Raw genomic sequence first — 21,634 nt, forward strand, 5'->3', positions numbered from 1 at the left:
CCCCGCGCGGCAGGCGTTGTGGCAGCATGCGGCTTTCGGTGCAGCGGGCGTGTGACAACCCTCATGATGATGAACGATTTCCAGCAGTTGCTGCACGCCGCAGGCCAGCAGGCTGAACCGCAACGCTTGCTGTTCGTATTCGTGCGCGCCGAGCTGCCCGAATCGCCCACCGGTGACCAGCGCGACCGGCATGACCGCCGCGAGGGCGGCACCCTGTCGCCGGTGCTGTGCGTGGACAAGCTGCCGGCCGAGGTGCCCAGCTTCCAGGCGCTGGCGGCCGAGTCGACCACCACCGGCATCGACTGGGACCTGGTGTTCGTGGCGGCGCTGGACGGTCGCGCCGGTTTCGCACCCAACAGCGATGAGGCCGCCCGCCCGTTGAAGCTGATGGTCAACGCCATCCATGACGGTCAGATCGGCCGCTTCGCCGCCTTCGACCGGGGCGGCGAGCCTGTTCAGTTCTATTGAGCCACCAGCTGCAGGGTCAGGAAGAAGATCACCAGCACGGTGTTCAGCCCCCAGGCCACGGTCAGCCCGCGCGCGGCCACGCCCAGGTTCGGGTTGTGCGCGGTGGGCGCCGCCCGCCAGACCGCCGGGATGATCCAGCCGGTATAGAGCAGCAGCACGGCAAATACCCCCAGCAGCAGCGGCGTGCGCTGGTTGGCCAGCGCCCAGAGGGCCACGGCCCACAGAATGTTGCTGGGAATGACGCCCTGCAGCCAGAACACGCTCCAGAGGCGGGAACGACCCTGGGCGTCGGGGGTTGGGTGCAAGGAAGCGGTGGCGGTCATAAGTCTCCTTCTAGCTAGTCAGGAAACGTGCCGGACCAGCCTGCGCTTGGTGGCTGGGAACGTCAACCCGAGTCGCACGTCACGCTTTGACGTCTGTAGAGGTCAGCCATGCTCGACTCAGGCGCCCTCCCTGCAGCGCCTGTCGCCATCGCCCCTCCCCACTCGCTCCCTCCCGCTTCCCAACCTCGACATCTGTCGCAGATTGCACGGTGCGGGCGGATCACCGCGCCAGCCAGCGCTGGCGGTGCTTAACAGCGTGGGAGAATGCCGAAAGCGTCTGCAATCGAGTGATGTTTGCAATTCTTCTGATTGGCATTGCACAGCGCCAGGGGCTCAGATGGCGTGCCACCGGAAAAAGGGTGGCCGGGTTTCGAATCCCGAGTTGGTCCTGAGTGATTGCGCTTGCCAGTCGGCGTCCACATTCCGTGGCGCCGGCTGGCAATCCGTCTGCCGGCTATGGCGGGCGGTGCGTTGGGGGCGTTCGCGCCCGCCGGCTTGAGGCCAACCCGGATTCGAACCACGTACCGCCCGCCACCTTTCGGGTGGCGGCTACCGATTGCCCTGCACGGAGCCTTGCCATGAACGAATCGGACTTCCCCCACCTGCACGCCTACCGCAGCACCGCCCACGATGACGGTTCGCCGCAGACTGCGCCCGCAGTGGACAGGAACACCTTCATTACCAACCTCAACCGTATCGGCTCCGGTGCGGCGGCTGACGGGCAACCCTGGCCGGAGCGTCACCAGCTGCCCGGGCGCTGCCTGGCCCTGGCCGATGCCGATTGTGCGTTGAATGGATTGCGGGTGCTGCTGGAAATGCTGCTGGCGGCCGAACGCACCCGCCAGAACGGCGAACCGGAAGAGTACGTGGGCGACCGGGTGATGGAGGGGTTGGTACTGGCCAGCCAGTCGTTGTGCGCGCAGGCGGTGGGGCGGTTGCAGGTGGAGGTGTGACGTCGTGCGACGCGCCGGTCGACGGGCAGAAGTGTCAGGCTGCCTCGTCCCCCGTTCATCTACTGTCCGTGAGGGAGCCGCCACCATCACCCGCTCAGGGCTGCTTCGTCACCCACGCCCAGACACGTGTCCAAATCTCCGGTGCGATCGAGATGCGCTTGCCCGGACGCGCGGGATCAGTCACCCGCATCCCGTGGTCGGCCTCCGGATAGACCCAGTAGTCAAGGTTGCTACGACCACGGGACAGGAACGCCACCATCGCAAAATCGGTGTTGATGATTGGGGCCTTGTCATCGTCACCGCCCTGCACCAACAGCAGCGGAATCTTCAGTGCCAGCATGTCGTCCACCACGGCATGCGCACCGAACCCGGACCAGCGCCGGTTGGTCTCGCCCATGAACTGTTGCTCCAGGCCGAGCGGATTGGCATGGATAGCCTTGATGGCCGCGAAGACCTCCTCGACGGCGGCCTGCGCTTCGGCGCGGGTGATCTCGCCCCGTTCGGCACGCAGCCGTTGCTCGATGATGAAGTCGTGGTACTGCGGCAAGGCCAGTCCGCCCCATCCCATGGCCTTGTCCGCGTGTGCCTGGCCTGCCACAGCAAAGACATACTGCGCTCCCTCGGATCCGCCCATGATCACGACCTGATCGACCCTGGCCCCCAGCGTGCGGCGTGCGGCTGCAATGGCCTTCACCGTGCGCGCGATCAGATTGTCGCGCGCAAGCCCCGCTCGATAGATGGGCCCATCCAGCTGCACAGGTCTTCCTGTTGCCTCGTCCAGCCGCATATCAGCAGAGAACGGGATCCCGGGCTTGTCCACCAGCAGGAAGTGCGCGCGGTCGCGAAATGCGAAGAGATCGCGGGGAAAACTGGTTCCCTGGCTGCCGTCGCTGAAACGCTGGAAGTGCGGGAAGGCACCTGAGCCTGGCAGCCATACCACGAGCGGTCCCTTTTCCTCCGGGTTGAGGTTGTCGATGTGCCAGCCAATGTCACCCAGGGCCGGGTCATGTACCACATGGCTATCGAACTGCGCAGGCGTTGCCGCCTCCAGCGCAGCAGCCGGCATTGCCAGCACAGCCAGAGCCACCGCCAGGATCAACTGCATGTCTTCCCCCTGATCTGCTTATGGAACATTCCCGCAAATTGCACACTGGGTTGCCAGGCCACAAGTGCAGAACGTATCCATGCATACCACGATGGGACAGCGCCACGCGTTCAAGCAGGCCGACAGTGCACGCGTGCAGGCAGACGATGCCCAGCTGCGGGCAATGCTGCCGCCGGCCATGGTTGCCGACTACGCGGTGCTGACCGAACAACTGGATGCGCCCGGTGCGGAGACCCCACGCTCAATGCCGGACGTGCCGGTGGTGCTGCTGACTGCAACGAAGCTCGCGGCTGAACCGCTGTTCTTCGAAGAAACCGCAGCGGGCAAAGCACTCTGAAAGGCACAGCACGCCCTGCTCTTCTCGGGTTCACGCGCGGTACGCATCGCTATCTGTCGACCGGACACACCCTCCAGCGCGAGGACCCTGCTGCGGTCGTGGCCGCGATTCAATCGGTCATCGGCATCCTGAAGTAGTTGTTCCAGGCAATGGCTTTCCGGATTGTCTCCGGCTACTGCCCCCGCAGGCGCACCGCAAAATACCGTGTCGGGGAAAGACCAAGCGCCTTCTTGAACATCGTGATGAAGGCTGTCACCGACTCATAGCCCAGCGTCTCGGAAACGCGTTGCACTGGTGCACCGCCGGCGAGTTCACGAATGGCGATGAGCAGATGCAGCTGCTGCCGCCAGCGCCCGAAGGACAATCCCGTTTCCCGTTCGATGAGCCGGGTCAACGTGCGCTCGCCCAGGGCCAGGCGCATGGACCACTGACTGATGGTGCTGCGGTCTGCCGGATCAGCCGACAGCGCCGCAGCCAACGCCCGCACCTTCGGGTGATTACTGACCGGTAGCGAGAGGTGCTCGGCCGGCATCTGCACCAGTTCGTCCAGCAGCACCCGCGCCAGCCGATCGGCGTGACTGCCATGCGGATAGTCCAGTGGCGCGTCGGCCAGGTGCAGGATCATCTCGCGCAGCATCGGGGAGATCGCCAGCGTCACGCACTGCGCTGGCAGTTCGACGATGCCGGGCTCGACGAATAGGTAGCACAGGCGCGCGTTGGCGGTGGCGCGGTTGCTGTGCGGCATGCCACCCGGAATCCAGACGCCACACTGGGGCGGCACGATCCACAGCGCATTGGCCACTTCGCAGGTCACCGCCCCATGCAGCGCAAGAATGAGCTGGCCCTTGCGGTGCTCATGCACGGGAATTTCCGCGTCGTGCTCGGCCACCTGGAGGCGGCTGGCGACCGCCGGGCGATCGGTCTCGTCCGGGTCCAGGTCAAAGCCAGGGAGCGAAATGCGAGCCATTCTCACATTGACCGGTTTTAGCGATTGGTTGTCATTGTAGCGAAATTCGCCATGGCGGCCGATCACTAGCATGAGCCGCATGCACTCTCCCACCCCGTTCCTCCCCCACGTGCTCCAGGCATTTGCACGGTTGAAGAGCCCTGCCCTCAGGACCGACCAGGAGGCGGTACTGTTCTCGCTCAAATGCCTGCTCGCCGCGTCGCTGGGGTTGTATGTCTCTCTGCGAATCGGCCTGAACCGCCCGTTCTGGGTGATCGGCACGGTCTATCTGGTGTCGCAGCCACTGTCCGGCGCAACCCTCAGCCGAGGTCTGTTCCGCCTGCTCGGTACCGTGGGTGGGGCCATCGCCACCGTCGCGCTGGTGCCACGCTTCGCCAATGCCCCGTTGGTGCTGAGCGCCGCGCTCGCCACCTGGATGGCACTGTGCCTGTATCTGGCGATGCTCGACCGCACGCCACGTGCGTACGCGTTCCTGCTGGCCGGCTATACCACCAGCCTGATTGGTTTTCCTGCGGTGATGGTGCCGGGAGATGTGTTCACCATTGCCATCACGCGGGTGCAGGAAATCTCCATCGGCATCCTGGCCGCAACGCTGGTACATGGGCTGGTGCTGCCGCGCCGGGTCTCGATGCGCGTGCACGCGCGGGTTGCTGCCGTGCTCGATGATGCGGAACGATGGACGCGCGACATGCGCGCCGGTGCATCGAACACGGTGCTGGCAACGGACCGTTCGAAAGTGGCTGCCGACCTGCTCGAGCTGCATGTGCTGTCGATCCACCTGCCCTTCGACAGCGCCCACGGCGTGGCCCAGGTACAGATCCTGCGCGCCCTGCATGACCGGATGCTGGACGTACTGATGCTGTCCAGCGCGGTGGAAGATTCCGTCGCCCGGCTGCGTTCACCGCAGGCCGGCGCAATGGATGCAACGGGCTGGCGCGATCTGCTGCAGGCCAGCCTCACCGCGCAACGGGCCGAACTCGACCTTGCCCACGCCGACTGCCGCGTGCTGCAGGCACAACTGCACACTGCGCGCCCCGACTGGCGCCTGCAGGTGCCTGACCGTCTTTCGCGGAATGCGCAGGGCGCAATGATTCACCGGGACCACAGGATCGCCGCGCGCAGCGCGCTGGGGGCGTTCGTGGGCATCCTGCTAAGCTGCGTGCTGTGGATCATTACGGGCTGGTCTGACGGCGCCACGGCGGTGTCCATCATCGGCACTGCATGCGTTCTGTTCGGCACCCTCGAAGCGCCGGCACCGCATGTCATGCGCTACCTGGTGGGATCGTGCATCGGCGTTGCCGTCGGCCTGCTCTACGGTCTGCTGATCTTCCCCACGCTGTCCGATATTGTCGGCCTGATTGTCGCGCTGGCGCCGGTGCTGCTGCTGTGCGGATCGTTCCTGGCCCGGCCGCCCTTCATCATGGCCGCCTTGGGCGTGGTGCTGACCTTCCCGCTCATCGCAGGCCTGGGCGCGACCAATACGGTCAACATCGTCGGCGCACTCAACAGCAGCGTTGCGTTGTTCGTGGGTACGGCGGTGGCACTGTGCAGCATGCAGCTGTTCCAGACCGCCGATGCGGGCCGCAACCGCGCACGGCTGGAGCATTCGATCCGTCGGGACATCGCACGACACGCCGCCGGACAAGGCGGTGTGACCCGCGCCTGGCTCAGCCGCGTGCTGGATCGAGTCGGGCTGCTCGCTCCCAGGTTGCAGGGCCATTCCAGCGCAGCACACGACCTGCGAGCGTTGTTTGCGGACGTTCGTGCGGCACGTGCATCCAACCAACTCCGCGCACTGGACAAGTGCCTGCACAACCCGCAGGTCCGGGCGCTTCATGCGGCGCTGATCGAACGCGTCGCTGCACATTTCAGGGTTCGCGCCCACTCGGCACGCAGTGTCGACATCCATCTTCTGGAACTGCTGGACCGCATGCGCGAGGCAGCGGCGGCCAGCAGCGGGGCTGATCAGGGGCATCTGTCGCACCTGCTCTGCGGGTTGCGCCGCGACCTGCTGGCATCCCCGCTTACCCATCGGCACTGACCACATGTTTTCTGATTTTTCCATTGATGGCGTGCTCATTCCCGGCCTGCTCGCCGTAGCCGTCGCCGCGCTGGCGTTGTCGGTGCTGGCCTCACGCCTGCTCGCCAGCCTCGGTCTGTACCGGTTGTTCGCCTGGCGGCCATTGGTGGGCCTGTCCCTGTTCGTGATCCTGGCAGAGCTGATGATCCGGCTCACGCCCCTGTTCGAGAAATGAAATGAAACACACGCTTGCTGTCATCGGGCGCTGGAGTGCAACGCTGATTGTGTTTGCGATCGCCGTCGTCGCCTCCCTGTCCATCTGGAAACGTTACGAAACGCGCCCGTGGACACGGGATGGACGGGTAAGCGCCGATGTGGTGCGCGTTGCGTCGGACATAGGTGGACTGGTCACCCAGGTACTGGTGCACGACAACCAGCAGGTCAGCGCAGGTCAACTGCTGCTGGTGCTGGATCAACCGCGCTTCGCTGCCACGCTTGAGAAGGCCGACGCAGCGGTCAGCAGCGCACGCGCCACGCTGGCGCTGGCCCGCCGCGAATCGTCGCGGGACAACGCACTTGGCAACCTGGTCGCGTCGGAAATCCGCGAACGCAATGCCGCCAAGGTCGATACCGAGCTGGCCGCCCTGGCGCAGGCACGGGCCGAACAGCGCGTTGCCCAGCTCAACGTGCAACGCACCGAGGTGCGCGCGACCACCGATGGCATCATCACCAACCTCGACCTGCACGCGGGCGACTACCTGCAACCCGGTGCGCAGGCGCTGGCGCTGATCGACACCCGCAGCCTGCGTATCGAGGGCTACTTCGAGGAAACCAAACTGGGCTGCATCACCGAAGGCGATGCCGCCGTGGCCCGCCTGATGGGCGACGACCACGACGTCCGCGGACACGTGGACACCATCGCCGCTGGTATTGCCGACGATCAGCGCTCGAACACGCACAACCTGCTGCCGGCCGTGGCGCCGACCTACACCTGGGTGAGACTGGCACAGCGCATCCCGGTACGCATCCGTATCGATGATGCTCCGTCGGATACGCGTCTGATCGTCGGCCGCACTGCGAACGTGACCATCACGCCCTCGGCACAGGGAGCCTGCAAGTGAGTTTGCGAACAGTACGTGGTGGGCTGCTTGCCCTGCTGCTGCCGATGACGGCCTGCGTGTCCGGCCCCGACTATCACCTGCCTGCGAGTGCGGTCGCTGCCTCCCCCCGGGCGTCGCGGACGTTTATCTCGGCGCAGGAGGCATCGTTCAGCCACGACGCGCCACCGGATCGATGGTGGCAACTGTATGGTGACCCCCGGCTTGACGCCTACGTACGCGAAGCACTGGCGGCCAATACCGACCTCCGCGCCGCCGATGCCAACCTTCGGCGCGCCAGCGCAACCGTGCTGGAGTACAGTGCGCGCGGTTCCGTGCAGGCCGAAGTGGATGCATCGGGCACGCTCACCCATGCCGGTGGTTACACCCAGGCGTCGGCCGCACCGCAGTCCTATGCGCTGGGCGTTAACCTCTCCTTCCCGCTGGATCTTGCAGGCGGCATCCGCCGCGGCATCGAAGCCGCCAACGCGGACGCGGAGGCCGTCGCTGCGGCACGGGACCAGGTCCGCGTGGTCGTCGCTGCTGCCGTCACCCGTGCCTATCTCCAGGTGTGCACCAGCAATCACACGCTCACTGCAACCCAGCGGGTGCTGGCGATACAGCACGCCACGCTGGAGGCAACCCGTCGCCTGGCTGCAGGCGGGCGCGGAACGGGCTTCGATGTCAGCCGTGCCGGTGCCGCCGTCAACCGCAGCGCGGCGGGGGTACCGCACCTGCTGGCGGAACGCCAGGCCGCACTGTTCGAACTGGCCACACTGATGGGCAGGCTCCCGGCGGACTATCCCAAGGAGGCCGAAGCTTGCCCTCGGCCCCCTGAGCTGGAGCAGGCGCTGCCGGTCGGTGACGGCTGGCAGCTGCTCCAGCGGCGCCCTGACATACGCGCAGCCGAACGCAGCCTGGCCGCCGCAACTGCAATGATCGGCGCCGAGACCGCGAGCCTCTATCCGCAGATCATCCTGGGCGCTTCTTCGGGCGTGGCTGGCGCGCCGGCGCATCTGCTGTCGGCCGACGGCTTCGGTGCGAGCATCGGTCCCGTGCTGTCATGGCACTGGCCCAACCGCCGCGTAGCCAAGGCCCGCATCGCAGCGGCCGGTGCCAATGCAGATACCGCTCTCGCATCCTTTGACGGCATCGTGCTGCAGGCACTGCGCCAGACCGAGACCGCGCTTTCTGCCTGCGCGCAGGAGCTCGACCGCGAGCGCAGCCTGGCGCAGGCGCGTGGGGACGCAGCGCGGGCCGCCGGGCAGGCACAGCAACTCTACCGTTTCGGCAGGATCGATTTTCTCGATGTGCTTTCGGCCCAGGCCGCGCTGGCAGATGCGGAGTCCGCGTTGGCCGCCTCGCGCGCGCAGCGCATTGACCGCCAGATGGATCTTTTCCTGTCCTTGGGTGGTGGCTGGGCTGCGGGCGACGCGGCCAATGGCGCGGTCCGCTGAGGTCGTCTTCGCAGCAGCAGCCGCAACGCGATCTGTTCATGAAAGCCATGCCCACGCCCGTATTCATTCACACGGCCTGCCGTACATTCGCGCTCACAGCGCCGCATAACGCGGCCATGACGGAGGCATCCCGATGACATCCATACGTCTGCTTGCCATTGCCGTGAGCACGGCCGCTGCACTCGCCGCGGCTCCCGCCTTCGCCGATCCGCCGCACCACGCGCGCGGCAACGGCCCGCCACCGCATGCAGGCGGCCCACACAACCGTGATGCGCCGCCGCCGGGCTGGCAGAACAAAGCCTGGCGACGTGGTGAGCGCCTGCCTTGGGCCGAAGTGGATCGCCGTTACTGGGTGGACGACTATGCGCGTTATCACCTGCGTGAGCCGGGCCGCGACCGGCGCTGGGTGCGCCAGTCCGACAACGAGTACTTGTTGGTGGAGATCGCCACCGGGCTGATCGTCGACGCCCTGCATCGCTGAAGCGACCTGCAGCGTCCCCACACGGAGCGATTTACCTCGATGCAGACACCTTACGACCGGGGTCGCCCCAGTCGGCGGTGTTTGCGTCCACGGCGCCCCGCCTGCCTCCGCGGCCGCCCGGCATGCATGCCCTCCCGCAGTGCGACATACCCGCACATTAGCGCTCCCGCACATCAGCGCTCTGGCAAAGAGCCCCATCACCACCAGTATTTCGAATCCCCGAACACCAAAGATCTGGCTGATGGAAACCTCCAGTGAGCACAGCCTGCCGCAGCGCAGGCCCTGCTCGTTGAAGCCGTAGATGAGCACCAGCACGCCCATCAACGTACACCACGCCATCAGGGCCAGGCTTGCGATGAAGAGACGATGGATACGCATGCGCTTGCTGCGGTCTTCTACGGTGATGTCACGCGCGACTTTACGAGTACGTAATCGGAAGCATTCCATCTCCACCGACCAGGCTTCGGTATCCAGGCCCAACCGGTTCTCATACCACCATCGCTGCGCACAGCGGCCACTACATCCACTGCTGGCATAGCGGGCAAAGGGAACACCGGCGTGCTCCACCACGTCAGGTTGCCCCAGCGCCCGGAGTACCTCGACCCTGCTCGCCTCGACCGGGACCGAGGCAAGCGCGCGGGAATGCCACACTGAGATCGCCGAGCAACCGGCAACGTACGCCACGGACAGGCCGGCAAGCCCCCAAATCGGCGTCCTCATTGGCAGATCCCCTCCCGCGCCGCGCGCCCGCGCGTCATCCGCGCAGATACTCTTCAACGTCAAACCGGCCTGTTGTGGCGCCCGGCATCCGTGCTAGCGTGCGCCGACCGATGATTCAGGATGAACACAGGGACGCCCGTCGATGGCAGGCAAGAGCCGGAAGGACAGGATCGCGCAGGAGATCGGTCTGTTCATGCAGCAGTACGCGCGCAAGGCGCAGCGCCATACCGAACCCAATGACCGGCCGTACGATCGGAAACTGGAAGCGCGGCTCAAGCGCTTGCCGCCGGAAGAACTGGGTAGGCTGCTTTCCGCAGAGGAGGACGACGATGACTAGCCCCGGTGGAATGGCCAGGCGCGCCATTGTCGTGACATTCTGTAGCGCGCTATGCGCCTGCGGCCTAGTGATGGAAAGTTCGTTCGAGACCCTACAGGAGGCGCTTGACTCCGACATGGTGAACAAGGGGTGGATTCCCGGCTGGGTGCCCCACGAGGCGACCGACCTGCGCGAGGTGCACGACCTCGACTCCAACACCAGCGCGCTGGCCTTCACCAAGCCCCCTGCGTTGCCGCTGCAGCTGCCTGCGGATTGCCAGGCGACCCCATTCGACAACAGTGATCCTGTTGCGTTCAATCGATACTGGTGGCCTGGCGACGCGACGCTCAGCGCGTCGTACCACGTCTTTCGCTGCACGCCCGAATCCGGAAAATCGGTCTTCGTCGCCATGAACAGGACCGGAGACCGCGTGCTTTTCTGGCGAACCTACGCGCGGTGATGCGCCAGCGCCACCTCACTCTTCCTCAGGATCCTATGATGCCCAACGCACGTGCACGATTCGCCGCCCTCGCCCTTCTGCTCCCGGCGTGGCTGCCGGTCTACGCCGCGCAGAACGCCCGTGCAGACGTCAAGGCGATCGAGCAGGTGGTCGAATCATTCCGCACCTCGCTGATCAACAAGGACAAGCCGACCTACATGGGCCTGTTCTTCTCGGACAAGGCGGAAGACATCGGCTGGCAGGTCGTTTCCGAGGACGTGCGCCTGCAGGACATCCGCAAGACCAGACCCGATGCGATCAAGGCACGGCAGATTCCCGCCAACAACTTCATCGCGCTGATCGACGGGGCCGTTGCCTCGCCGAAACCGACGGAGGAGAAATTCTCCAACACGAAGATCGAGACCGATGGTGATGTGGCCTCGGTGTCGTTTGACTACAGTTTCCACGACGATGGTGTGAAGACGAACTGGGGCAAGGAAATGTGGCAGCTGGTCCGCACCGAGCGGGGTTGGAAGATCTTCTCGGTGATCTACTCGATGCGCGATTCACGCAGCCCGGCCGAATGAGTGATCTGGCAGACTTGTGCACACCGTCCGTCCACGCCAGCCAGACCCCGATGACCCGGATTGCCGACCTCAACGCCGACCAGCTCGCCCACCACGCGCTCAACATCTTCATCGCCCAAGGCCGCCATGTGGAAGGCGCCCGCGTGATCTACCGGGCGTTGCAGCTGGATCCAGACCATTCCGGCGCCCTGCGCTGCCTGACCGATTTCCTGGCCCACGAGGGCACCGAACCGTTCGCAGCGGCCACGCTGGAGCACGCTCTGTCCGGCGCGGTCGCGCTGAATGACGATGCGCGCCGGATGCTGGATGACCTGCGTTTCCTCGACATCTGGTCCTGGGGATTCTCACGGCACGTCTCCGGCGAAGCCAACCTCAACGGCGATGCCTTCCAGCTGCGCGAGGACTTCGTCTTCGATGGGCCGGCCTATGCGGCCTTCCTCAACACGGTCACCGAGCCGGCCGGATCGCTGCAGGGTGCCTACCAGGCGGCCGTCCGCATCTGCGGGCTGATGTCCGGCCTGCTGCGCCATGCGGAGAAGGACAATCCGGCATTCGATGACGTGCTGCGATCCTCCGCCTTCGTCGAGACCGAGGCGTACCCGGCATGGCTGGCCTCGCCGACCGACGATCTGGATGCGCTTGATCAGGCCATCCAGGCGCAGCGCCAGGGCGGTTGAAGGAAAATCCAACGGGCGTCCGACGCTTTCCCGACGCGCGCCTGCACATGCTGCCAAGAGATCACTTCATGGCAGGACCGGCATGCAGCCACCTCCCCCCAAGAACAGCGGCAAATATCCGCATGGCAAGACCGGCCTGCGCCGCATCTTCCACACGCTGCTCCATTCGCGCGACGGCTTCATCGCTACCTTCCGTGGCGAAGCGGCCTTCCGGCAGCTATTGCTGCTGCACGCACTACTGATGACAGCGGCCTTCGTGCTGGACATCAGCACGATCGAACGGGCCGTGGTGCTGGCCGTCTGCTTCATCAGCCTGCTGGTGGAACTGCTCAACTCGGCCATCGAAGCGGTGGTCGACCGCATCTCGCTGGAGCACCACCCGCTTTCCAAGAACGCCAAGGACATGGGCAGCGCCGCCCAGACCACCGCGCTGCTGATGGTCGGCACGGTGTGGGGCGTGATCCTGCTGGGCTAGCCCCCGCCCAACCCGCCGGGTATGACCCTGCGCTGATGCGTTACTGCGCCGCCAGGGCGAAATCCAGACCCGCGCACACCGCCGCCACCTGGGCGTCGTTGCATTCCTGCGGGTTGGTGCGCGGGCTGTCCGGGTAGACCTCGGTGGTGGTGGCAAAGCGTGCATCGGTGAAACCGGCGCAGGCGCCGATCGAGCGCGATTCGCCCCAGACCACGCCCGGCGACTGCAGCGGCAGGCCAACCAGGTTGCCTTCGGCGTCGGCCGGGGCGATGTGGGTAACCGGGGCGACGGCAGCGATCAGCGCCTTCTGGAACTCGGCCTGCGGATCTTCGCTGTTGCCGATCACATAGAAGCCATCCGGAATGGTGTCGCGCTCGAACGGCTTGCCGTCGCGGGCACAGCGCGCCGGATCGAACTCGTGCAGGTCGCTGTCGGTGGTCTCGTGCAGGTCCAGGTGCACCAGCAGGTTCGGCTTGCGCTCGGCCACCCAGCGCATCAGCGCGGCGGCTTCCTCGATCTGGCCGCCGTCACGGAAGCTGCGGTTCGGGTCGATGGCATCCGGGTTCCAGCGCTGGATGCGCTCGTAGCCCCACGGGCTGACGCACGGCGCCACGATCAGGTTCAGCCGGCCCAGGTAACGCTCGGCCTGCTGCTCCAGGAACTGCAGGGCGCCATGCACGCCGCTGGTCTCGTAGCCATGCACGCCGCCGGTGATCAGCGCGGTCGGCAGCGCCGGATTCCAGTTGTGGTTGACCACGGCGAACAGCGGGTAATGGTCCGGGGCGTAGTCGAGTTGGCCGTACTGGATCACGTCGAAGCTGTCGTCCAGGCGCTCAAGGGCGGCCACCACGTCGTCGTGGTAGCTGCGCTGACGCTGCTGGCGGGCCCGCCACTGTGCGCGTTCCGCGTCGCCCCAGGGCTGTCCGGGGGTGCCGATCGGGTAGAACTGCGCAACAGTCATTGGGTACTCCAAGGGTCGAACGGAATGGGTGCAGCCGGTCATTCTAAGCCTTGTCGCGCCTGCGGGTCCCCTCCCCCCGCCCCGCCTTCATCCAGGCCGGGTCATCTGGCTGTAAAATCAACGGTTTTTGGCCCCTCACCCCTTGATGGCGAAAGCAGCGCAGCCGGTCCTGGGTGGACCGGAATTCCTCCGCCTGCTCGCCCGTCTCAGCGACGGCGCGATGCCGGCCAGCAGTCCCGCCCTGACCGATCGCCTCGGCCAGTGGGTGGACTGGAGCCGTGCCGTGGCCCTGTCCGGAGCGCTGGGCGGACGCCTGCCCGAGCCCGGCGAGGCCGCCGAAGCAGTCGAGGATGTACTGGCCGACTGCGCCCAGGCCCACGCCAGCCTGCTGACCTCGATCAGTGAGGATGCCGAGGCCGAGCGTCTGCTGGACCTGGCCGAAGCTGCCGCTGCGCCCAACTTTGCCTCGCTGCGCCAGCGCTACCGGGTGCTGCAGCAGGCAATCCAGACCGCCACCGGGGGCCTGCGTGGGCGCCTGCGCGACCAACTCGTGCAGGTTTCGCCTGAGCTGGCGCGGCTGGCCGAGGTCGATGCGGTGATGGAACAGACCCTCACCCCGCGCGAGCACAGCCTGCTGGCCACCGCGCCGGCGGTGCTCGGCGCCCGTTTTGAACGCGTGCACGGCCAGCCCGGCTGGCGCGCGGCCTTCCGCCATGACATGCGCACCCTGCTGCTTGCCGAGCTGCAGCTGCGCTTCCACCCGATCGAAGGGCTGCAAGACGCCCTGCGCTCCCACTGACCGGAACACCATGTCCAGAACTGCTTTCCATGTCGTTGTTTTCCTTGTCGGCCTGCTGGCCGTGTGCTGGATCGGCATTGGCTACGTTTCGGTGCATCCGCTGGGTGCAGCGGTGGCGGCAATCATCGCGGCCTGCTACATCGCCGGTGGCGTGGAGCTGTACCGCTACCGCCAGGCCAGCAACGGCCTGCGCAGCGCACTGAGTGACCTGTCCAGCGCGAAGGAAAGCCTTGCCCCCTGGCTGGAGCGCGTGCCGATGGGCCTGCGCAACGCCGTGCGCCTGCGCGTGGAAGGCGAGCGCACCGCCCTGCCCGCGCCGGTGCTGACCCCGTACCTGGTTGGCCTGCTGGTGCTGCTGGGCATGCTCGGCACTCTGCTGGGCATGATGGACACGCTGCGTGGCACCGGCCTGGCCCTGCAGAGCGCAACCGACATGGCCGCCATCCGCGGCTCGCTGGCGTCGCCGGTGCAGGGACTGGCGGTGGCATTCGGCACCTCTATCGCTGGTGTGGCCAGCTCGGCCATGCTCGGCCTTCTGGCCGCGCTGCTGCGCCGTGACCGCCTGCAGGCCGTACAGCAGCTGGATCGCGCCATTGCCGGCGACCTGCACCCGTACTCGCAGGCCTGGCAGCGCGCCGAATCGTTGCGCCTGCTGCAGGCACAGTCCGCCGCGCTGCCTGCGCTGGTCGACCGCCTGCAGGCGATGACCAGCACCTTTGAACAGCATAGTTCGGCCGCCAATGAGCGCCTGCTGGCCGGCCAGGCCGAGTTCCTGACCCAGAGCCAAGCGCTGCAGGAACGCCTGGCCATCTCGCTGCAGCAGTCGCTGCGCGAAGGTGCCGAAGCCAGTGCCGCCGCGATTGGTGGTGCGCTGCAGCCGATGGCCGAGACCACGCTGGCTGGCCTGGCGCACCATGGTGAAGCGCTGCACGCCCGTGTCGAACAGGCCGTGCAGCAGCAGTTGTCCGGACTGAGCGTCGGTTTCGAACGCAGCCGCGTGGCGACGGAAGCCAGCTGGGCCAAGGTAGTGAGCGAGCAGACCCAGGTACAACAGGCACTGGTGAGCGATCTTCGCCAGCACCTGCAGGCCTTCAGCGACGGCCAAGGCACGCAGGCCGAAGCACTGGTCACGCGCATCGGCGAGCGCCTGCAGGCCGATGCCAACGGCAATGCCGAGGCCTGGCGCGCCGCCGCCGAACAGCAGCAGGCATTGAATACTGCGCTGGTCGAACGCCAGCAGCAGGCGTTGCTGGCCGCCAGCGAGCATCTGGACGCGCGTGCGCAGGCGCTGCTGCAGGCACTTGAACAGCACCACAGCGCCAGCCAGTCGCTGCTGCAGGATCATGAAGAGCAGCGCTCGCAGCAGTGGCAGGCCGCGCAGGCCGCCGCTGCGACCGCGCACGCCGAACTGCAGGCCAGCCTGGACAGCCGCGAGCAGCAGCGCCAGGCGCGCTGGGACGCGGTCAGCGCCGAACTGCAGCAGGCCCACGCCGCGCTGCAGACCCAGCTACAGGCCGGCGACGAACAGCGCCTGCAGCGCTGGAGCGATGCCCTGCAGCACGTTTCCACGGAGCTGGCCGAACGCCTGCAGGCCAACGGCGAACGCCTGGCCGCCCAGCAGCAGCAGGTCTGCGACACGCTGGCACAGACCGCGCAGCAGATTGGCGAGAACGGCCGTGCCCAGGCCAGCGCCACGCTGGCCGAAGTGTCCACCCTGCTGCAGACTGCGGCCGCTGCGCCGAAGGCTGCTGCCGACGTCATCACCGAGCTGCGCAGCACGCTCTCCGAGAGCCTGGTGCGCGACAACGCGATGCTGGAAGAGCGCGGCCGCCTGCTGGCCACCGTGCAGACCCTGCTGGATGCGATCAATCACGCCTCGCACGAGCAGCGCACCGCGGTGGACGCGCTGGTCGGCGGTTCGGCCGAGCTGCTGGAACGCGTCGGCAACCGTTTCACCGACCGTATCGCCGCCGAGACCGGCAAGCTGGATGGCATTGCCGCAGCACTCAGCGGCAGCGCGGGCGACGTTGGCCAGTTGGCCGGCACCTTCGGCGAAGCGGTCGCGCAGTTCGGCCGCGCCTCCACCGAGCTGTCCGGCCGCCTGGAACAGATCGGCGGCGCACTGGATGCCTCGCTGGCCCGCAGCGATGAGCAGCTGGCCTACTACGTAGCGCAGGCGCGCGAGGTGGTCGACCTCAGCCTGCTGTCACAGAAGCAGGTGATGGAAGAACTGCAGCAGCTGGCCGCGCGCCGCGGCAAGGCCGGCAGCGCATGAGCGACGAGCTGGAGGTCGACGGCGGCTCACACGGCCCGATCTGGGCCGCCTTTGGCGACCTGATGTCGGTGCTGCTGGGCGCGTTCGTGCTGATCCTGGTCGGTGTGGTCGCGGTGCAGCTGGAGCTGTCGCAGCGGCTGGACCAGGAAGTGAAGCAGCGCCAGGCCGAAGCCAAGCGCCTGCAGACCCTGGAACAGGCGCTGGCCGGCCCGTTGGCCGCCGGTCGCGTGACCCTGGTCGATGGCCGCATCGGCATCAGCGGCAGCGTGCTGTTCGCGCTGAACTCCGACCAGCTGCAGCCGGAAGGCCAGGAACTGCTGCGCAGCCTGGCCGCGCCGCTGGCGGCCTATCTCGGCACGCGCGAAGAGATCCTGATGGTCAGCGGTTTCACCGATGACGCACCGGTGCGGGAAGGCAACCGCCGCTTCGCCGACAACTGGGAGCTGTCGGCGCAGCGGTCGCTGACCGTGACCCGCACCCTGATCGCCGACGGCGTACCGGCCGACGCCGTATTCGCCGCTGCCTTCGGCAGCGAGCAACCGGTCAGCTCCAATGCCAGCGAAGATGGCCGCGCGCGCAACCGCCGCGTGGAAATCGCACCGATTCCCAAGCCCAAGGCCGCGGATGCCAAGTAAGCCGCCAGCATTGGATGCGCTGCGCGCGCTGGTGCGCGATCTCGATGCGGAATCGCGTTCGCTGCCGCATTACCCGCAGGTGCCGATGCTGCAGCAGGTGCAGCGCGAGTGGTCGGAGCTGCGCAGCGAACTGCAGGTACGCCGTTCGCTGCGCACCGAGGCCCCGGCCGATGGCGGCCCGTTGAACTCGGCGGTGCTGGTGCAACGCATGCTGGACACGATGCAGTCGACCAGCCCCGGTTACCTGCGCCACTTCATCGACTACGTGGACACCCTGTCCTGGCTGCAGGCGCTGCAGGATGGCGCCGCCAGCGGCGGTGATACTGCAAAGCCAAAGCGCACGCGCAAGCCGCGCAACACGGGTTGATCGCACATTGACGCCGACCTCATTCGGCGCTCCTGACCCGACAAACCTGACCTGCCCCGGTAGATGCCAACCTTGGTTGGCGCTCCTGCGACAGAGCAGCGCAGCGTCTGTTCGACGCCGCGCATGCCAACCAAGGTTGGCATCTACCAATGCATGCATCGGCATGCCACGCGCATAGCGGTGTCACCAGACAGTCATCTGTCTAGCGCACCATTTTCACGTTGACCCACGGCATCCGCAGCGCCCGCGGTCGCATCAGCTGTCCCTCCTTTCGAACTCCATGAGCTCCGCGCCCATGCGGTGGCTCGTGCCTGCCTGAGTGTCCGTAACATGACGAAGACTTTGTTGGCCGCTGCGCTGTCCCTGGCGCTCGCTCCCGCGGCCTGGGCGCAGGATGCTGCCCCGACCTCCAGCACGCCCTCCGCCACCAACCTCGATGCGGTTTCGGTGATCGGCAGCGGTGAAGCGCGCCAGGTGCAGCGCATCACCCGCGAGAACCTCGACATCCTGCCGCCGGGCACCAGCCTGCAGAAGACCCTGAACCTGCTGCCGGGCGTCAACGCGCAGTCGGCCGATGCGCTGGGCACCAACGAACAGTCGATGACCCTGGGCCTGCGCGGCTTCAACTCCACTCGCCTCGGCTACACACTGGACGGCGTGCCGCTGGGCGACGGTGCGTACAACAACTACAACGGCCTGACCATCAACCGTGCGCTGATCAGCGAGAACATGGCCGGCGCCGAACTGGCGGTGGGCATCGGCAGCCTCGGCACGCCGTCCACCAGCAACCTCGGCGGCACCATTTCCTACACCTCCGACCGCCCAGCCCAGGAGCTGGGGGGCCGCGTGGTGCAGACCTTCGGCAGCGATGCCAACCGCCGCACTTTCGTGCGCGTCGACAGCGGCGAGTACAACGGCTTCTCCGGCTACGTTTCCGGCATGAACGCCGTCTCTGATCTGTGGAACGACCAGACCGCCTACGACACGTCCACCACCAAGCAGTTCAATGCCAAGGGCGTGTGGAACTTCGGCCGCGGCCAGATCACCGGTTTCGTCGATACCTCGCGCACCACCCAGGCGGACTACTTCTACCTGTCCAAGGACGAGATGTCGCGCGGCCTTGGTTGGGACTGGGGTGGCTATGCGCCGGACTGGAACAAGGCGGTGGCCAAGGCCTACTGCAATACCGCCAGCCTCAACGCGAAGAAGTGCGACAACAGCGGCCCGGACAAGGACGCCGATGGTGCATTCACTGCCGGGCAGATCCTGCGCGATGACAACCTCTACTACCTGGCCGGCGACTTCTTCCTGGCCGATGGCTTCAGCCTGCGTGCCCTGGCCTACCACCACGATGACCGCGGCGAAGGCCACAACTGGAACAGCGGCGCCTGGTCGAACAAGGGTACGGCGCAGGAGATTCCGATCATCTTCCGCAACACCATCTACACCATCGACCGCGATGGCGGCACGCTGTCGTTCGACTGGGAGCTGGGTGCACATCGCATCGAAGGCGGCGTCTGGTACGAACGCAACACCAGCAGCGCCGAACGCTACCAGACCGCCGTGGACGGCCCGCGTGACCTGAGTGGCATGAACACCCTGCCCTCCGATGTCGGCGTGTTCGCCCAGCGCACGCGCTGGAAGACCCACCAGTTCTTCCTGAAGGACACCTGGCGCCTGCTTGATGACCGCCTGACCCTGGAGTTCGGCGCCAAGAGCCCGCACGCCACCTCCGATGCACAGGCGCTGCCGGGCGATGCGAAGACGCCGATCTCGCCGACCTCCAACAACCAGTTCGCCACCGGCTCGTTGAAGGCCAGCAGGAATTTCCTGCCCAGCATCGGCGCCAACTTCCGCCTGGCCGAGCATCACGAGATCTTTGCCAGCTACGCCGAAAACATCGCCATGTTCCAGGGCGGCTTCAAGCTGGGCCCGCAGGCGGTCAGCCAGGCCACCTGGAACGCCCAGGGCAACCTGAAGCCGGAAGAGTCGCGCTCGCTGGAAGCCGGCTACCGCTTCGTCACCGATACCCTGCAGGCCTCGATCGCAGCCTACAGCGTGCGCTTCGACAACCGCCTGCTGCAGTACAATCCCTGCGATTCGCGGCAGCCGGTCGGCCCGACCTGCGGCAACCGCTTCTACAACGTCGGCGGCGTCGACAGCCGCGGTGCCGAGCTGACCGTGCTGTGGACCCCGAACGAGCACTTCAGCTGGTACACCTCGGCCTCGCTGAACCGTTCGACCTACGCCTCCAACTACGTGCAGGCCGGTGTCGAGCAGCAGATCAAGGGCAAGATCCAGACCGATACACCCAAGCAGCTGCTGGCCACCGAGATCACCTGGCGTGACAACGGCTGGTTCGCCAGCCTGCGCGGCAAGTACACCGGCGAACGCTTCTACACCTACACCAACGACCAGGGCTTCGGCGGCTTCACCGTGTTCGACCTGGCCGGCGGCTACGACTTCGGCCAGATTGGCTTCGCCAAGGGCATGCGCCTGTCGTTCAACGTGACCAACCTGACCAACAAGCGCTACGCCAGCAACCTGGATTCGAGCGTATTCGCGCCGAGCGACCCGGCCGGCAAGCTGTACGTGTTCCATGCTTCGGCACCGCGCCAGGTGTTCGGTACGATCGACCTTCGCTTCTGATCGACCACCCGGAGTCCACCGATGCTCGCGACCGCCCTGCTGCTGGCCACCCTCTCCGCCGGCGGATACTCCGCTCCACACGAGGCCGCTGGCGCACCGCCACGCACCCTGCAGTTGGGCGGTCGTACTTACGTGGATAAAGGCCTGGTCGCCGCCGGGCGGCTGCCGGCAGGCACGGTGGACTTCCTCGGCGACACGCTGGGCTCGTTCTCGTCGCTGGCGGTACAGCCTGGCACCTGGAAGCGCACCGCCAGCGGCTACGAAGGCGTGCTGTGGACACTGCCCGACCGCGGCCGCAACGATCCCGAGGCCGGCCTGTTCTACGACTACACTGGACGCGTGGAGCGCATGCAGCTGCGCATCGACGTTACGCGAGGCAAGCCCGGTGCGCTCGGTACGCTGTCGATGGTCCCGGACAAGGGCGTGGTGCTGAAGGACTTCAACGGGCAGCCGTTCACCGGTGCCGACCCGGGTGAGCACACGATCACCCAACGCGATGTGGTGCTGCCCTCGCCGGCCAGCGGCGCGGGCGCCGGCAAGGTTTCGCTGGATGCGGAGTCGCTGCAGTTCACCGCCGATGGCCATTTCTACATCGGCGACGAGTACACCGCCAACGTCTATTACTTCGATGCGCAGGGTCAGCTGCAGGGCGTGATCGTGGCGCCCCCTGCGATCAGGCCGCAGCGCGAGGGCAAGCCGGCGTTCGGCTCGCTGGCGCCACCGCAGACCGGCCGCCGCAACAACCAAGGCGTGGAAGGCATGGGCCTGTCACCCGACGGCACCCGCCTGTTCGTCGCCCTGCAGAGCGCCACACTGCAGGACAGCGCGCAGGGCAACGCGGCGGGCCGTATCAACACCCGCGTACTGGTCTACGACGTGACGGCCTCGCCGACGCCACAGCAACCTATCGGCCATTACGTGATGGCCCTGCCCGCCTACGCGCACGACGGCAAGGGCAAACTGGACCGCACCGCCGCGCAGAGCGAGCTCCGCGTGCTGGACGACCATCGCTTCCTGCTGCTGGCCCGGGATGGCAATGGCCTGGGCAAGGACGTCGACGACCCGATCGTCTACAAGTCGGTGTTGCTCGTGGATGTGGCCGATGCCAGCAATCTGGCCGGCAGCACCTACGAAACCGGCACGACCTCGGTACTGGCTGATCCCACCGGTACCACGTTGAAGGCAGGCATCGTGCCCGCACGCAGCGACGAACTGCTGAACCTGCTCGACCGCCCGCAGCTCGCGCGTGCCGGGCTGGATCTGGACACGATGCGCGGCCCACATGCCGGGCTGCTCTCGGAAAAGTGGGAAGCCATGGACGTGCTGCCGGCGCTGGACCCGCAGCATCCGAACGACGTGCTGTTGTTGATCGGCAATGACAACGACTTCATCGCCCGTCACTGCCGCATGCAGGGCCAGCCCTGCGATAGCCCGTACGACAACGACAACCGCGTGCTGGTGTACCGACTGACCCTTCCCTGACCGCAACGGGTAGTGCCGCAACCGTCTCGCTCGAAAGCCTGGTA

General features: G+C 66.5%; 22 protein-coding genes and 1 pseudogene. 19 read left to right on the top strand and 4 right to left on the bottom strand.

Annotated elements, in window-relative coordinates; translation table 11 throughout:
• Positions 1-63 precede the first annotated feature (63 nt).
• On the top strand, positions 64-468 hold the full coding sequence (locus tag DI041_RS01215; protein WP_136638055.1) for a ribonucleotide reductase subunit alpha: 405 nt from the start codon (positions 64-66) through the stop codon (positions 466-468).
• On the opposite strand, the gene DI041_RS01220 is transcribed toward DI041_RS01215, so the two are convergent.
• Positions 462-791 carry a hypothetical protein gene (locus tag DI041_RS01220; RefSeq protein WP_065723468.1) on the bottom strand — a complete coding sequence of 110 codons (330 nt, stop codon included), beginning with the start codon at positions 789-791 and terminating at the stop codon, positions 462-464. The genes DI041_RS01215 and DI041_RS01220 overlap by 7 nt on opposite strands.
• Before the next feature lie 578 nt (positions 792-1,369).
• Between DI041_RS01220 and DI041_RS01225 the strand changes: the two genes are divergently transcribed.
• Complete coding sequence (locus DI041_RS01225; RefSeq protein ID WP_136637887.1) at positions 1,370-1,744, top strand: hypothetical protein; 375 nt, start codon at positions 1,370-1,372, stop codon at positions 1,742-1,744.
• 94 nt (positions 1,745-1,838) lie between these two features.
• Here the strand turns inward: DI041_RS01225 and DI041_RS01230 are convergent, their stop codons facing one another.
• On the bottom strand, positions 1,839-2,849 hold the full coding sequence (locus DI041_RS01230; RefSeq protein ID WP_136637886.1) for an alpha/beta hydrolase family protein: 1,011 nt from the start codon (positions 2,847-2,849) through the stop codon (positions 1,839-1,841).
• Positions 2,850-2,937: 88 nt separating this feature from the next.
• Here DI041_RS01230 and DI041_RS01235 point away from each other — a divergent pair.
• Positions 2,938-3,323, top strand: a pseudogene (locus tag DI041_RS01235) (alpha/beta fold hydrolase); the annotation flags it as partial.
• Positions 3,324-3,358: 35 nt separating this feature from the next.
• Here DI041_RS01235 and DI041_RS01240 read toward each other — a convergent pair.
• On the bottom strand, positions 3,359-4,153 hold the full coding sequence (locus DI041_RS01240; RefSeq protein WP_136638054.1) for an AraC family transcriptional regulator: 795 nt from the start codon (positions 4,151-4,153) through the stop codon (positions 3,359-3,361).
• A 79-nt stretch (positions 4,154-4,232) separates the two neighbouring features.
• On the opposite strand from DI041_RS01240, the gene DI041_RS01245 reads away from it, so the two are divergent.
• The 10 genes from DI041_RS01245 (at position 4,233) to DI041_RS01300 (ending at position 12,422) form a co-directional block, all read left to right on the top strand.
• Complete coding sequence (locus DI041_RS01245; RefSeq protein WP_248298544.1) at positions 4,233-6,194, top strand: FUSC family protein; 1,962 nt, start codon at positions 4,233-4,235, stop codon at positions 6,192-6,194.
• A gap of 4 nt (positions 6,195-6,198) precedes the next feature.
• Positions 6,199-6,408, top strand: a complete 210-nt coding sequence (locus DI041_RS01250; RefSeq protein ID WP_136637884.1) for a DUF1656 domain-containing protein — start codon at positions 6,199-6,201, stop codon at positions 6,406-6,408.
• Position 6,409: 1 nt separating this feature from the next.
• Positions 6,410-7,294, top strand: a complete 885-nt coding sequence (locus DI041_RS01255; protein ID WP_136637883.1) for an HlyD family secretion protein — start codon at positions 6,410-6,412, stop codon at positions 7,292-7,294.
• The gene (locus DI041_RS01260; RefSeq protein ID WP_136637882.1) at positions 7,291-8,727 is read left to right on the top strand and encodes an efflux transporter outer membrane subunit; all 1,437 of its coding nucleotides are present in this window, start codon (positions 7,291-7,293) and stop codon (positions 8,725-8,727) included. Before DI041_RS01255 ends, DI041_RS01260 begins: the two co-directional genes overlap by 4 nt.
• A gap of 133 nt (positions 8,728-8,860) precedes the next feature.
• A complete protein-coding gene (locus DI041_RS01265; protein ID WP_136637881.1) occupies positions 8,861-9,208 on the top strand; it encodes an RcnB family protein in 348 nt (115 codons plus the stop codon).
• Positions 9,209-10,070: 862 nt separating this feature from the next.
• Positions 10,071-10,265, top strand: a complete 195-nt coding sequence (locus DI041_RS01280; protein ID WP_136637880.1) for a hypothetical protein — start codon at positions 10,071-10,073, stop codon at positions 10,263-10,265.
• Between the two features lie 70 nt (positions 10,266-10,335).
• Positions 10,336-10,704 (top strand): YbbD-related protein, encoded by a 369-nt coding sequence (locus DI041_RS01285; protein ID WP_248298387.1) that lies wholly within the window; start codon positions 10,336-10,338, stop codon positions 10,702-10,704.
• A 35-nt stretch (positions 10,705-10,739) separates the two neighbouring features.
• The gene (locus DI041_RS01290) at positions 10,740-11,270 is read left to right on the top strand and encodes a Cif family virulence factor (protein WP_136637878.1); all 531 of its coding nucleotides are present in this window, start codon (positions 10,740-10,742) and stop codon (positions 11,268-11,270) included.
• Positions 11,271-11,320: 50 nt separating this feature from the next.
• Positions 11,321-11,947, top strand: coding sequence for a hypothetical protein (locus DI041_RS01295; protein ID WP_136637877.1), 627 nt, complete (start codon positions 11,321-11,323; stop codon positions 11,945-11,947).
• Between the two features lie 82 nt (positions 11,948-12,029).
• Complete coding sequence (locus tag DI041_RS01300; protein ID WP_046986180.1) at positions 12,030-12,422, top strand: diacylglycerol kinase; 393 nt, start codon at positions 12,030-12,032, stop codon at positions 12,420-12,422.
• 40 nt (positions 12,423-12,462) lie between these two features.
• Here the strand turns inward: DI041_RS01300 and DI041_RS01305 are convergent, their stop codons facing one another.
• Entirely contained in the window at positions 12,463-13,383 is a 921-nt protein-coding gene (locus DI041_RS01305; protein WP_136637876.1) for a M14 family metallopeptidase, read from the bottom strand.
• A gap of 145 nt (positions 13,384-13,528) precedes the next feature.
• Here DI041_RS01305 and DI041_RS01310 point away from each other — a divergent pair, with 145 nt between their 5' ends.
• The 6 genes from DI041_RS01310 to DI041_RS01335 all read left to right on the top strand — a co-directional run bounded on the left by DI041_RS01310 (position 13,529) and on the right by DI041_RS01335 (position 21,590).
• Positions 13,529-14,182, top strand: a complete 654-nt coding sequence (locus DI041_RS01310) for a DUF3348 family protein (protein ID WP_136637875.1) — start codon at positions 13,529-13,531, stop codon at positions 14,180-14,182.
• A gap of 10 nt (positions 14,183-14,192) precedes the next feature.
• The gene (locus DI041_RS01315; RefSeq protein WP_136637874.1) at positions 14,193-16,457 is read left to right on the top strand and encodes a DUF802 domain-containing protein; all 2,265 of its coding nucleotides are present in this window, start codon (positions 14,193-14,195) and stop codon (positions 16,455-16,457) included.
• Positions 16,454-17,092 carry an OmpA family protein gene (locus DI041_RS01320; protein WP_136637873.1) on the top strand — a complete coding sequence of 213 codons (639 nt, stop codon included), beginning with the start codon at positions 16,454-16,456 and terminating at the stop codon, positions 17,090-17,092. Before DI041_RS01315 ends, DI041_RS01320 begins: the two co-directional genes overlap by 4 nt.
• Entirely contained in the window at positions 17,022-17,459 is a 438-nt protein-coding gene (locus DI041_RS01325) for a DUF2894 domain-containing protein (protein ID WP_136637872.1), read from the top strand. Before DI041_RS01320 ends, DI041_RS01325 begins: the two co-directional genes overlap by 71 nt.
• Before the next feature lie 330 nt (positions 17,460-17,789).
• Positions 17,790-20,108: a TonB-dependent receptor gene (locus DI041_RS01330; protein WP_136637871.1), complete on the top strand. Its 2,319-nt coding sequence runs from the start codon at positions 17,790-17,792 to the stop codon at positions 20,106-20,108.
• A gap of 21 nt (positions 20,109-20,129) precedes the next feature.
• Entirely contained in the window at positions 20,130-21,590 is a 1,461-nt protein-coding gene (locus DI041_RS01335; RefSeq protein WP_136637870.1) for an esterase-like activity of phytase family protein, read from the top strand.
• Positions 21,591-21,634: the final 44 nt, after the last annotated feature.

The sequence above is a fragment of the Stenotrophomonas maltophilia genome, from assembly GCF_004920835.1.
GTDB lineage: Bacteria > Pseudomonadota > Gammaproteobacteria > Xanthomonadales > Xanthomonadaceae > Stenotrophomonas > Stenotrophomonas maltophilia_AQ.